The sequence below is a fragment of the Vibrio sp. QJM3NY_27 genome, assembly GCF_057785955.1.
Genome location: NZ_CM173511.1, coordinates 2,241,350 through 2,255,044 on the forward strand (window position 1 = coordinate 2,241,350; position 13,695 = coordinate 2,255,044).

Genomic DNA, 13,695 nt, shown 5'->3' on the forward strand with positions numbered 1-13,695 from the left:
CATGGCTGATATTGTATTCATCGATAACTTCGACTCGTTCACTTACAACCTTGTAGACCAATTTCGTTCATTAGGTCACAGTGTGAAAATTTACCGTAACAACATTCCTGCAAAGGTGGTTGAAGCGGCGATCAATGAACTAGACAACCCTGTTGCACTGCTTTCACCAGGTCCTGGCGCTCCAGCGGATGCGGGCTGCATGCCTGAGCTGATTCAGCTGCTAAAAGGCAAAGTGCCAATGATTGGTATTTGCTTAGGCCACCAAGCGATTGTTGAAGCCTACGGCGGCACCGTTGCAGGCGCTGGCGAAATCATTCATGGTAAAGTGTCGATGATGGAACACCAAAACCATGCGACTTATCAAGGCTTACCTTCGCCACTGGCTATCGCTCGCTACCACTCTTTAGTGGCAACGCATGTATCCGATAGCCTAACGGTGACCGCTGAAGTCGATGATTTGGTGATGTCTGTAGTTCAAGAACAAGACAAGGTTTGTGGATTCCAATTCCACCCTGAATCGATTATGACGACCTACGGTGCAACGCTTCTAGCGAACGCTATCGAATGGGCTCTTGAGAAACCTCTTAATCTAGAGAAAAGCTCTACTCTTGATAAAAAGACTAACTAGGAAACGATCATGGAACAGATTAATAAACTTTACGAACAACAGTCTCTTACTCAAGAAGAAAGCCAACAACTGTTTGATGTGATCATCAAGGGCGAACTAGACCCAATTTTGATGGCTTCTGCGCTTACTGCACTGAAAATCAAAGGCGAAACGCCGGATGAAATCGCTGGCGCAGCGAAAGCACTGCTTGCCAATGCAAACCCGTTCCCACGTCCTGATTACGATTTTGCAGACATCGTAGGTACAGGTGGCGACGGTCATGACACCATCAACATTTCTACAACTTCTGCATTTGTAGCAGCAGCGTGTGGTTTAAAAATAGCTAAGCACGGCAACCGCAGCGTATCGAGCAAATCAGGCTCTTCTGACTTACTGGATTCGTTCGGTATTAACCTAGCGATGACAGCAGAAGACACTCGTACTGCAGTCGACGAGCTTGGCGTTGCATTCCTATTTGCTCCGCAGTATCACGTCGGTGTACGTCACGCGATGCCTGTTCGTCAAACAATGAAAACACGCACTATCTTCAACATCCTTGGCCCACTGATTAACCCTGCTCGCCCTAACATCGAGTTAATGGGTGTTTACAGCAAAGAGCTCGTCCGCCCTATCGCGGAGACGATGCTGCAAATGGGCATGAAGCGTGCTGCCGTTGTGCATGGTAGTGGCCTTGATGAAGTGGCTATTCATGGCGAGACAATCGTTGCTGAAATTAAAGATGGCAAAATTCACGAGTACACAGTGACACCGTCAGACTTTGGCCTGAACACTCACCCTCTTGAAGCAATCAAGGGCGGCGAGCCAGAAGAGAACAAAGCCATCACAACCGATATCCTGACGGGTAAAGGCACAGATGCTCAAGTTGGCGCTGTGGCAGTCAACGTTGCTCTGCTGATGCGTCTATTTGGCCATGAAGATCTAAAAGCTAACGCACAACAAGCTATTGACGCGATGAACTCTGGCAAAGCGTACGAGCTTGTACAAAAACTTGCTGCACACGCCTAACGAACGACGAGTAGAGATAAAGAACATGACACAGACTACCGATAAACTGTCGACCCACGTTTCGATGAAAGAAGCAGAAATGGCAGAAGTATTAGCGAAAATCGTTCGTGACAAATACCAGTGGGTTGAAACGCGTAAGCAGACTCAGCCATTGGACGAGTTTAAAGCGGCCTTAACCGCAACAAATCGTAGCTTCTATGATGCACTAAGCGGCGAGCAAACCGTTTTCATCACGGAATGTAAGAAGGCATCTCCGTCAAAAGGTTTGATTCGCGACGAGTTTGATTTGGACTACATCGCATCGGTGTACAACAACCACGCAAATGCGATTTCAGTACTAACAGACGAGAAGTACTTCCAAGGTGATTTTGAGTTTTTGCCGAAGGTTCGTAGCATTGCTAAGCAACCTATTTTGTGTAAAGACTTCATGGTCGATAGCTACCAAGTTTACTTAGCTCGTCACTATTCAGCTGATGCAATCTTGCTGATGCTGTCGGTATTAGATGATGAAGAATACAAAGCGCTTGCTGAAGTCGCTCACTCACTCAACATGGGTGTACTAACCGAAGTCAGCAACGAAGAAGAACTTCATCGCGCTGTCGCTTTAAAAGCAAAAGTGATCGGTATTAATAACCGTAACCTACGTGACCTTTCGACTGATTTGAACCGTACCAAAGAGTTAGCTCCGCTGGTTCGCGAACTGGCTCCAGAAGCAGTCGTGATTTCAGAGTCTGGCATCTACACGCATCAACAAGTTCGTGACCTTTCAACATTTGCAGACGGCTTCCTAATCGGCAGCTCTTTAATGGCAGAGAAGAACCTTGAACTCGCAGTGCGCAAAGTAACGCTCGGTGAAAACAAGGTCTGTGGTTTAACTCACTCTGATGATGCAGCGAAAGCGTATCAAGCTGGTGCAGTATTCGGTGGTCTGATTTTCGTTGAAGCATCTAAGCGTCATGTGGGTATCGAAGCGGCTCGTTTAACCATGAGCGGCGCACCTTTGAACTACGTGGGTGTGTTCCAAAATCATAGTGTTGCTGACGTTGCTAACACAGTTTCTGAACTCGGTCTGTTTGCGGTGCAACTGCACGGTGATGAATCTCAAGCGTTTGTCGATGAGTTAAAACAATCTCTACCTGAAAATGTTGAAATTTGGAAAGCTTACGGTGTTGCTTGCAGTACTGAAAACGGCGCTGAAAGTGTGCTACCAGAATTACTTCAAAGCAATGTGACTCGTCACCTGCTAGATACTAAAGTGGGTTCTCAAACTGGCGGTACAGGCCAAGTGTTCGATTGGAGCCTAATCAACAACCAAAACGCAATCATGTTAGCGGGTGGTCTAAACCCAGAAAATGCTAACCAAGCGGCTAAGTTGGGTTGTTTAGGGCTAGACCTAAACTCTGGCGTTGAATCGGCTCCAGGTAAAAAAGACGCAGACAAACTGCAACGTGCTTTTGCAGCGATTCGTAATTACTAGTCCGGTTTCTAGAATTTAAAACCTAGAACTTGAAATCTAGAGCCCAGAGCTTAGAAACTAGAAAGCAGAATCTCAAAACTAATTAGTAAGCTTTGCCTTCGCGAAGCTTAAACAAGATTAAATGACTTGGTGTGAATACACATCGATAGAATTGAAGGAATAACACAATGGCTAAACTCGATGCCTACTTTGGTGAATACGGTGGTCAATACGTACCGCAGATCCTAGTGCCAGCACTAGACCAACTGGAACAAGCATTTATCGATGCACAAGCAGATCCTGAGTTCCGCAGTGAATTCATGACGCTTCTTCAAGAGTACGCGGGTCGTCCAACGGCACTAACACTTACTCGCAACCTGACTAAAGGTACAAAAACCAAACTGTACCTAAAGCGTGAAGATCTACTTCACGGCGGTGCTCACAAGACAAACCAAGTACTTGGTCAAGCGCTGCTAGCAAAACGTATGGGTAAGCAAGAAATCATCGCTGAAACTGGTGCAGGCCAACACGGTGTGGCAACGGCTCTAGCGTGTGCTCTACTAGGTCTTAAGTGTCGTGTATACATGGGTGCAAAAGACGTTGAACGTCAAAGCCCGAACGTATTCCGCATGAAGCTAATGGGCGCAGAGGTTATCCCTGTTCATTCTGGCTCTTCAACACTAAAAGACGCATGTAATGAAGCACTACGTGACTGGTCTGCAACTTATGAAGACGCGCACTACCTATTGGGTACTGCAGCGGGTCCTCACCCATTCCCAACGATTGTTCGTGATTTCCAACGCATGATTGGTGAAGAAACGAAAAACCAAATTCTAGCTCGTGAAGGTCGCCTTCCTGATGCCGTTATCGCTTGTGTTGGCGGTGGTTCAAACGCTATCGGTATGTTCGCTGATTTCATTGAAGAAGAGTCTGTTCGCCTGATCGGTGTAGAGCCTGCTGGTAAGGGTATTGATACCGACCAACACGGCGCACCGCTTAAGCACGGTAAAACCGGTATCTTCTTCGGTATGAAAGCACCATTGATGCAAGATGAGAACGGCCAAGTAGAAGAGTCTTACTCTGTTTCTGCTGGTCTAGATTTCCCATCAGTTGGTCCTCAACACGCGCACCTAAATGCTATTGGCCGTGCTGAATACGACAACGTGACCGATGATGAAGCGCTTGAAGCGTTCCAATTGATTGCACGTAAAGAAGGTATTATCGCAGCACTAGAGTCATCTCATGCTGTGGCTCACGCTGTAAAAATGGCTCACGACGACCCAGAGAAAGAACAGCTATTAGTGGTTAACTTATCTGGTCGTGGTGACAAAGACATTTTCTCTGTACACGACATTCTTAAAGAGAAAGGAGCATTATAATGGATCGCTATCAATCACTCTTCACTCGCTTAGCTGAAAAGAATCAAGGCGCATTTGTACCATTTGTAACGGTTGGCGATCCTAACCCAGAGCAATCATTGAAGATCATGGAAACACTAGTGGAAGCCGGTGCTGACGCACTTGAACTTGGTATTCCATTCTCTGACCCACTGGCTGATGGTCCAACTATCCAAGGCGCAAACATTCGTGCTTTAGATTCTAAAGTAACGCCAGATGTGTGCTTCGATCTTATTGGTCAAATCCGTGCTAAATACCCAGAGCTACCAATCGGCCTACTGATGTACGCAAACCTGGTTTACGCACGTGGTATAGAAAATTTTTACGAACGCTGCGCAAAAGCAGGTATCGATTCAGTATTGATTGCTGATGTACCAACCAATGAAAGCGGTGAATTTGTTGCTGCAGCTGAAAAGTTTGGCGTTCACCCAATCTTTATTGCTCCACCAACTGCAAGCGATGAAACGCTTCAATCAGTTTCTGAGCTAGGTGGTGGCTACACTTACCTACTTTCTCGCTCAGGCGTAACAGGTGCTGAAACAAAAGCAAACATGCCAGTAACGGCACTGCTTGATCGCTTGAACAAGTTCGACGCGCCACCAGCACTGCTTGGTTTCGGTATCTCAGCTCCTGAACAAGTGAAAGAAGCGATTGTAGCTGGCGCTGCCGGTGCGATCTCAGGCTCAGCCGTTGTGAAAATCATTGAAAACAACGTTGAACAACCAGAAGCAATGCTTAAAGCACTTGCGGAGTTTGTTACGCCAATGAAAGCGGCTACGCAGAAATAATCGACGGTCATTAAATAGACACTCGTAATCAATGGTCATGAAATAGGACCGATGATTCAAATAGTAAAAGGCTCCACAGTTGTGGAGCCTTTTTTATTGCTCTTCATTTAAGCGAATTAGTCATCGGCTTTCATCGCTTTCTTGATTGCAGCCTCATTGAGTGTCGCTTTGATCGGATCGGTTATCTTCTCGACCAGATCGATGGGCATTGGGAATATGATTGTAGAAGTTCGCTCATTCGCTACTTCTGTTAGTGTTTGCATGTAACGCAGCTGAATCGCATTGGGCGCTTGATTAAGAACCTCTGCAGCCTCTTTCAGCTTGGTTGATGCTTCTAGTTCCCCTGTTGCATGGATCACCTTAGCTCGACGTGAACGTTCGGCTTCCGCTTGTTTAGCAAGGGCTCGCACCATACTGTCATCCAGATCAACATGCTTGATCTCGACATTGGCAATCTTGATCCCCCAGTTATCCGTGTGTTGATCCAGTATCGCTTGTAAGTCTCTATTTAACTCTTCTCGTTCAGACAGCAATTCATCCAACTCATGCTGTCCTAATACTGAACGCAGCGTTGTTTGTGACAGTTGACTGGTCGCTTCGAGGTAATTCTCTACATTATTGATCGCCATCTTCGGATCGAGCACTCGAAAATAGACCACGGCATTCACCTTCACCGACACATTGTCCCGAGTGATCAAATCTTGTGTTGGAACATCCAACACGATAGTTCGTAGATCCACTCGCACAATTTGTTGGATGAAAGGAATGATGATAATTAACCCCGGCCCTTTAACACCGTAAAAGCGCCCAAGGAAAAACACGACTGCACGTTCATATTCGCGCAGTACTCTGAACATGCTGGCTATCAACAAGATAACGAGCACAATAACAATACCGATAGTGTGTATAAACATAACCGCCCCCTAATGGTAACGATGGATAAGCAATTAATAATTCAATAACGTTTGTACTAGCATGTCGCGCTAGCTAGGTTTCGATGATGTATCATCGGTCAGCGCCTCAACATCCAAAGATAGCCCCGTCAGCTTGGTCACTCTGATGATCTGCCCCACTTGCAATTCACTCGCACATTTGGCTTGCCAGATCTCACCTTCGACTAGCACACGCCCCGCACCGGGGAAGCCGCTTACAACTTTGCCCGAGTCACCGACTACCGCTTCCATCCCCGTAGTCACTGGTTTGTTTCTCACTCGGACTAGCATTGATATTGTTACGACGATAAAGGCAACAGAGAACAAACTGATCCCGATAATTAGCGGCAATGCGATTTGATAACCAGGCACTTCGGTGTCCATCAGCATGATTGAACCCAACGTAAACGCAGCAACCCCACCCAAACCGAAAATACCAAAGCTAGGGCTAAAGGCCTCTGCGACCATCAAAGCAATTCCCAATAGGATTAAAGCAAGGCCCGCGTAACTCACTGGCAGCATTTGTAAGGAGTACATCGCCAATAACAGACAGATACCGCCCAATACACCCGGTAAGCCGACTCCAGGATTATAGAATTCGAGTAACAAACCGTAGATACCAATCAGCATCAAAATATATGCAACGTTCGGGTTCGTGATCACTGACAGCAAACTAAAGCGCCAGTCTTGTTCTCGCTCGACAAAAGCAACATCACTAAGTTGGACTTCCTGACTGACACCGTTGATTATGACGGTGCGTCCGTTACTCAGTTCAACCAATTGCTGAAGGTCACTGGCAATAAAATCAATCACGTTAAGAGTCAGCGCATTCTCAGAATCCAAACTCGCTGCCTCTCGCACCGCTTTTTCTGCCCATTCTTCATTGCGATTGTGTAACTTAGCCAAACTGACAATGTAGGCTGCAGCATCATTGATGACTTTCTTCTCCATCGCAGTGGTGGCTTTTACTTGATCTGAATTCTCCTGTTTCGTTTCGTCTTGCTCACTCGCTGACGTGTTGTCATCTTTATTAGCATCGTCTTGAGGAGATAACGGATTAGCAGGCGCTTTGCCACCACCGAGCGACACAGGAGTTGCTGCACCTAGATTAGTTCCGGGCGCCATGGAAGCAACGTGGCTGGCAAGTAAAATATAGGTTCCGGCGCTCGCTGCTCGTGAACCCGCAGGCCCAACCCAAGTTGCTATCGGAATCGGTGATGTGGTGATGGATCGAATAATGTCACGCATCGACGAATCTAACCCGCCAGGCGTGTTCATTTTCAAAATGATGAGCTTTGCTTGCTCATCGTGAGCTTGTTCTATTTCTCTAGTGAGGTAATCACTGGTCGCCGGACCTATCCCTCCGTTCACCTCAATCACCCAGACATCATCGGCCTGAGCGAACACAGAGCTGAACAACAGAAGAAACACAAACAAGTACTTTAATATAAAAGTCATAGCCCCTCTCCTTACAACTGAGATGCTAGATAGACGTTTTATTTAAAGCGCAGAGGTAACATCTTGGTAATAAATAGATACCTTAAGCATAGTTCAGGCTAAATTTCACACAATACGTAGCTGTGGATTCACCCCAACATAGGTGTTCAAAAAACACTCGCAAATGAAATCAAAATGTTAACAAGATATTTTCAATACCAGCGCTTGTAAATCATTCACAAAATCTCCAGCGAAAAGTCTTTTATAAATTCAACAAATAACATCGCAATAAAAAACCAAGGCAAACGATTGCATTGTTGTGCAAAATCAACAAATGACATTAGACCACCAGTTTTTCAGAGACTTTCACCTCTGCTCATATTGATAAATGTAAAGGATACGTGTAAAACTCGTCGCGAAATATTAATCCAATGGTACATCGTACATTGGTGAGTAGTTCTGGGATTTTTATATTTAGTAGCACAGAGGTTATGGAAGTGTTAAAAGAGAAGAGTTTACTAAGCAACATCGGCGTTCAAGTCGTTATTGCAATGATCATCGGTACCGCTGTCGGTGCAATGATGGGTGACAGCGCAACAATGTTCGCTCCACTGGGCGCAATCTTCATCAATTTAATCAAGATGCTGGTTATTCCTCTAGTCGCAGTTGCCCTAATTTCAGGTGCTGCAGGTCTAGGTAATAGCTCATCAGCAGGTAAAGTTGGTGTGGTTACACTGGGTTACTTTGCACTAACGTCTGCACTTGCTGTAGCACTAGCGCTTGTAATGGGTGAAGTATTCGAACCGGGTCGTGGTATCGATGTTTCTGGCGTTGAAGGTATGTTCTCTTCTGAATACGCTGCGAAAGGCGAACTTCCAACGTTCTGGGCAACCATCACGGGCATGATCCCTACCAACGTTTTCCAGTCACTGAACGAAGCTAACATTCTGCAAATTCTCGTTTTCTGCTTATTCTTCGGTATTGCGATTTCTAAACAAGCGAAAGAAAAACGTGACCCAATCATCAATGGCGTAAACGCGATTGTTGACTCTATGGTTTGGATGATCAACAAGGTTATGATCATTGCACCACTTGGCGTATTCGGCCTAATGGCAGAAGCAGTCGGTACATTCGGTTTTGGCGCACTTATGGTCGTGTTCAAGCTGTTCATTGTCTACATTGCTGCGATTCTTATCTTCGGCTTTGTGGCTTACCCACTGATGATTCAAATTTTCACTAAGACTTCAGCTAAGAAGTTCCTAGTGGCAATGAAGAAACCTCAAGCGGTTGCACTATCAACAGCCTCTTCAATGGCGACACTGCCAGTAACAATGGAAACGGTAGAGAAAGAACTTGGTGTTCGCAACTCTACGGCTTCATTCGTTCTGCCACTTGGTGCGACGATCAACATGTCTGGTAATGCAATTTACTATGGCCTAGTTGCTATCTTCTTCGCACAGCTGTTCAACATCGACCTGTCTATGGGCGCTTACGTTGCTATCATCGTAACGTCGACTCTAGGCGCAGTTGGTCAAGCAGGTGTTCCAGGTCCTTCTTTCCTAGTGGTTGCGGTTCTTCTAGCAGCTGGTATCCCTATCGAAGGTCTACCTCTGTTGTTCGCTCTAGACCGTATCTTCGACATGATCCGTACTGCCCTGAACATCACTGGTGATGCAGCATGTGCAGTAATCGTTGATTCTCTAATTGAAGACGAAGCGAAAGAAACTGAGCTACAAAAACAGCAAGCGTAATATTAAGCTTCAGTTTTGATTGATAAAAAAACCGCCTTCATACAGGCGGTTTTTTATTAGGTGGTGATCGATATTGAGTCGGTAAATCTGCCCCTTGTAATGCTAATTGATTAATCCAAACGCACGAGGTAGAGCCAAGCTAATTTCAGGAATAAAAGTAATAGCCAACAGTGTGACGATCAATACGGCACAAAACGGCATGATACTTCTTATAACATTCTCAATCTTGGAGCCACTGACACTACAACCGACAAATAGCGCCGTACCAACGGGTGGCGTTGCAATGCCAATACATAAGTTGAAAATAATCATCATCGCAAAGTGAATTGGATGCATGCCTAAATGCTCAGCAATCGGCATAAAGATAGGGGTAAAGATCAATACGGCTCGCGTAAGGTCCATAAACATACCCACGATCAGTAGAATCAGATTCATCAGAATAAAGATGATAATCGGATTATCTGAAATAGAGAGCATCCAATCGCTGATCATTGTTGGTAGACCAGTAAAAGCCATTGCCCATGACATGATGGTTGAAGCACCAATCAAGAACAGCATAATGCCAGTGACCTGAACGGTTTCTCTACAAATTATCGGGAAGTGCGCCCATTTGAGGGTTCGGTAACAGAGTGACAATATAAAAGAGTAAAGAACCGCTATACATGCTCCTTCTGTTGCAGTGAATATACCACCAATAATACCGCCAATAACAACAACAATAAGCCCTAAGCTTGGCGTTGCTTGCCAAACAATATTCAGCACATCTTTTGCTGTGAAGCCGTCATTCGCACTTGTTTTGTAGCCCTTCTTTTTAGCGATAAAATAGGCGACGACCATACAACTTAAACCCATTAAAATACCTGGGACATAACCTGCGATAAACAGCGCCGCTACGGATGTTCCACCCGATACCACTGAAAATACGATCAATGAATTACTCGGCGGTATTAGTAAGCCTGCCGGGCAAGATGCAACGTTTACTGCTGTTGCTAAGTTTTTATCATAACCATCTTTTTCTAATTCAGGGCCTAAGGTTTTACCAACCGCTGCTGCTGCTGCAACGGCTGATCCTGAAACGGCGCCAAACATCATATTGGCGAAGATGTTGACGTGAAAAAGTGAGCCCGGGATCCAACCAACCAAGAGCTTTGCAAGGTTGATAAGCCGACTCGCGATGCCACCCACATTCATTATATTCCCAGCAAGGATAAAGAAAGGGATGGCTAATAAACTGAAACTATCAATACCGGTAATAATTTTTTGACCCGCAGTAATACTGGCGACTTCAAACGGTAAGATGAAATACATGATCGTTAAAGATGACATGGCAATTGCAATCGCAATGGGCATACTAATCGCGATCATGAATAAGAATAGGCCTAGCAGCCAAACACCAATGGACAAATCCATAATATAGAGTCCTTTTAAAACTTACTTTTTGTTGGGTTCACAAAAAAGATCAAACGTATTCATGACCAAATAGATGAGGATAATAACGGCTGAAATCGGCAATATTGAATAAACCGTCGACATCGGTAATTGCAGTGCTGGAGAGAGTTGTTGTGTAGTTCTTCCCATTAGGGCGATGCCACCTTGAAGCATTGCTAGAAATACAAATGCGCCAGAAATGATATTGATGAGTACATGTAATGCGATATGTGCTTTACCCTTAAGATAACCATCCAATAACGTTATTGCTAAGTGTCCTTTGATACCGAATAAGTAGCTTGCTCCTAATAAGCCAAGCCATACCATCGCATAACGAGCAAGTTCATCAGTCCAGTTACTTGGATCATTCAAAACATAACGACTAAAGACCTGCCAAGTGACAGTAACGACAAGTAACATTAGTGCAAAAGAAGAGACAAAAAGAATCAGCCTATCAAGTAGGTTTCTGAAAGTTGCTAACATGGTGTGATACCTCAAAAAATTTTGCCTCAGCAAAGCCAAGGCAAAATTATATTTTCACTAAGACTGATTAAAGAGCTTCAATTTTTTCAATGAATGGAGCTAGTTTTGGAGCTTTTTTCGCCTCATCAATCATAGGTTTAACAGCTGCACGGAAAGGGGCTTTATCAACTTCAACAAACGTTACGCCTTCTTTCATTCCTTTCTCTTTGTTCATGTCATCTGTTGCGTCCCAGATTTTGATCTGCTCTTCAAGAGACTCAGCAGCAGCTTCTTTTAAGATTTTTTGCTCTTCTGCCGTTAATGAACCCCATTTGTATTCTGAAATGATGATCACGTCAGGTGTCATCATGTGCTGATCCATAGAGTAAAATTTGGCAACTTCACTGTGTTTCATTTCAACTAAGCTAGAAATATTATTTTCAGCACCGTCAATTACGCCTTGTTGCAGCGCCGTGTATACCTCATTGAAAGGTACAGGCGTTGCTTTACCACCTAATAGGTTAACCATTTCCATCATGGTTGGAGAACCCGGAACTCGAACTTTCATACCAGCGAGATCAGCCGGTGAGTTAATGGCTTTTTTAGCGTAGAAGCTACGTGTGCCTGAGTCATAGAACGTAAGACCGATGAAGCCTTTACCTTCACTTGAAAGCAACATCTCTTGTGCTGCTTCACTTCGCATGAACGTTCTCATATGTGGAACGTCACGAAATAAGAAAGGCAGTGCATTAACTTTAAACGTGGGTTCAAAAGATTCGGCTAGCCCACCGTTGATTTTAGCCATATCAATCGCGCCGGTAACAACTTGCTCAGCTTGATCACGTTCAGAGCCTAATTGACCGTTTGGAAAGATCTTAATCGTAAGGTCACCATTCGATTTTTCTTTCACTTTATCAGCCATGATCACCATGCCTTGGTGAGCTGCGCTTTCTAATGACATTGCATGCCCTAAGGTCAAAGTTTTTGCTTGAGCGCCAAATGCCATAAGAATTGAAGCCGCTGCAATCGTCAGTAGGTGTTTTTTCATGTTCTTCTCCAGAATCCATTTTGTAAGAGGTACAGTTTTTATATGCAACGCTACAGCTGAGTTTGAAATCTAACGTTCAATTGCATACCGCTCATAACAGTAACGTTTCATTACAATATTCTTACCTTGTGAATTTTGTATTACAATAATATGTGTATATTTTGTGAGCTAAGGTTTATCTATTGGCTTGTGAACCGAATTGATTGTGATACCAATCATATTTCGCATCAATTGGACCATTAAGTAGTCTAACTTCGGGTTTTGGGGGATTTCGATCACTTCCAACTGCTTTTAGAACAATCTGTTGGCAAAAAATATACTTGCATATTTGTGTTATTTTAAAACCTTGGAGCCATTTGTAGAGCACGAGCAAAGAAGGTCTTATCGATTGAAAAGCGAGTCGTGAACTGCGATTTCTGAGGTGGTAGAGGTGAGGTTTTAGGCTGAGCGTATGGAACAAGAGTGGATAAGCAGGGATAAAGACAACGGTGGGAATCTTACTAGGACGAATTGTTTGTAACAAAAATCCGAGAGCCTCACAGCCCTCGGATTTTTTTGGTGGTCTAGTTTTTAGGCTTTAGACGAATTACAAATCAGCGCCATAAATATCAAACGTGAAGTACTTAGCAGCGATCTTGTCGTAAGTACCGTTCGCTCTGATCTCTTCAATCGCGGCATTAAATTGTTTCGCCAGTTTTGAATCCTGCTTTCTTAACGCTAGTGCCGTGCCTTCGCCAATGTAGGCTTTGTCGGTCACTGCTTTGCCTTTGAATTCAAAACCCTCACCTTCTTTCTTGTCTAAGAAAGCCAATGACAGCTGATCTGAGTTGCCGAAGGTTAGATCTAGACGACCGTTTTGCAGATCCAGATACACCTCATCTTGGCCGGTATAACGCTTAATGTTTGCGACATCCCCAAACTTGTCTGTTACGTAGCGATCGTGAATCGTTCCTTGCTGTACTCCAATAGTTTTACCATCGAGACCTTGCTTATCAATATCAAACTTTACACTTTTGGCAGCAACAAATACGGCTGGTGTTTGGTAATACTTATCGGTGAACAAAATCTTGCGCTTACGCTCTTCGGTAATACGCATTGAAGCCATGATCACATCTGACTTTCTTGCCAGCAAACTTGGAATTAGCGAGTCCCAACTTTGTGAAACCCAAGTACAATCGAGTTTGGCTTGCTCACACAAGGCATCAGCTATCTCAATGTCAAACCCGACAGGCACACCATCACTGTTTTTGTAGTTGAATGGCGGATAGGTAAAGTCTGACGCCAAACGGATTTCTTTCGCCTGTACCGTTGTACCAAGTAAAGCGGCCGCACAAGTGAGTCCTAGTATTATCTTTTTCATCAT

At 44.5% G+C, this 13,695-nt stretch carries 12 protein-coding genes; 6 read left to right on the top strand and 6 right to left on the bottom strand.

Annotation, left to right across the window (positions count from 1 at the left end):
* Position 1: 1 nt before the first annotated feature.
* The 5 genes from AC3CIA_RS09975 to trpA all read left to right on the top strand — a co-directional run bounded on the left by AC3CIA_RS09975 (position 2) and on the right by trpA (position 5,274).
* The gene (locus AC3CIA_RS09975) at positions 2-628 is read left to right on the top strand and encodes an aminodeoxychorismate/anthranilate synthase component II (protein ID WP_054547339.1); all 627 of its coding nucleotides are present in this window, start codon (positions 2-4) and stop codon (positions 626-628) included.
* Between the two features lie 9 nt (positions 629-637).
* The gene (gene trpD / locus AC3CIA_RS09980) at positions 638-1,633 is read left to right on the top strand and encodes an anthranilate phosphoribosyltransferase (protein ID WP_114633734.1); all 996 of its coding nucleotides are present in this window, start codon (positions 638-640) and stop codon (positions 1,631-1,633) included.
* Positions 1,634-1,658: 25 nt separating this feature from the next.
* Positions 1,659-3,110, top strand: coding sequence for a bifunctional indole-3-glycerol-phosphate synthase TrpC/phosphoribosylanthranilate isomerase TrpF (trpCF, locus tag AC3CIA_RS09985; protein ID WP_488518068.1), 1,452 nt, complete (start codon positions 1,659-1,661; stop codon positions 3,108-3,110).
* A 167-nt stretch (positions 3,111-3,277) separates the two neighbouring features.
* Positions 3,278-4,468, top strand: a complete 1,191-nt coding sequence (gene trpB, locus AC3CIA_RS09990; protein WP_010438034.1) for a tryptophan synthase subunit beta — start codon at positions 3,278-3,280, stop codon at positions 4,466-4,468.
* Positions 4,468-5,274 (top strand): tryptophan synthase subunit alpha, encoded by an 807-nt coding sequence (gene trpA / locus AC3CIA_RS09995; protein ID WP_004729802.1) that lies wholly within the window; start codon positions 4,468-4,470, stop codon positions 5,272-5,274. The genes trpB and trpA overlap by 1 nt, the downstream gene beginning before the upstream one ends.
* Positions 5,275-5,390: 116 nt before the next feature.
* Here trpA and AC3CIA_RS10000 read toward each other — a convergent pair whose 3' ends face one another.
* Positions 5,391-6,188 (bottom strand): slipin family protein, encoded by a 798-nt coding sequence (locus tag AC3CIA_RS10000; protein WP_065204854.1) that lies wholly within the window; start codon positions 6,186-6,188, stop codon positions 5,391-5,393.
* 69 nt (positions 6,189-6,257) lie between these two features.
* Positions 6,258-7,664: an NfeD family protein gene (locus AC3CIA_RS10005; RefSeq protein ID WP_488518069.1), complete on the bottom strand. Its 1,407-nt coding sequence runs from the start codon at positions 7,662-7,664 to the stop codon at positions 6,258-6,260.
* A 410-nt stretch (positions 7,665-8,074) separates the two neighbouring features.
* On the opposite strand from AC3CIA_RS10005, the gene AC3CIA_RS10010 reads away from it, so the two are divergent.
* The gene (locus AC3CIA_RS10010; protein ID WP_422641388.1) at positions 8,075-9,394 is read left to right on the top strand and encodes a dicarboxylate/amino acid:cation symporter; all 1,320 of its coding nucleotides are present in this window, start codon (positions 8,075-8,077) and stop codon (positions 9,392-9,394) included.
* Positions 9,395-9,496: 102 nt separating this feature from the next.
* Here AC3CIA_RS10010 and AC3CIA_RS10015 read toward each other — a convergent pair whose 3' ends face one another.
* The 4 genes from AC3CIA_RS10015 to AC3CIA_RS10030 form a co-directional block, all read right to left on the bottom strand.
* Positions 9,497-10,804: a TRAP transporter large permease gene (locus AC3CIA_RS10015; protein ID WP_488518070.1), complete on the bottom strand. Its 1,308-nt coding sequence runs from the start codon at positions 10,802-10,804 to the stop codon at positions 9,497-9,499.
* Positions 10,805-10,825: 21 nt separating this feature from the next.
* A complete protein-coding gene (locus tag AC3CIA_RS10020) occupies positions 10,826-11,305 on the bottom strand; it encodes a TRAP transporter small permease (protein ID WP_004736522.1) in 480 nt (159 codons plus the stop codon).
* A gap of 67 nt (positions 11,306-11,372) precedes the next feature.
* A complete protein-coding gene (locus tag AC3CIA_RS10025; RefSeq protein WP_488518071.1) occupies positions 11,373-12,332 on the bottom strand; it encodes a TRAP transporter substrate-binding protein in 960 nt (319 codons plus the stop codon).
* Positions 12,333-12,918: 586 nt separating this feature from the next.
* Positions 12,919-13,692, bottom strand: coding sequence for an ABC transporter substrate-binding protein (locus AC3CIA_RS10030; RefSeq protein WP_488518072.1), 774 nt, complete (start codon positions 13,690-13,692; stop codon positions 12,919-12,921).
* Positions 13,693-13,695 lie beyond the last annotated feature (3 nt).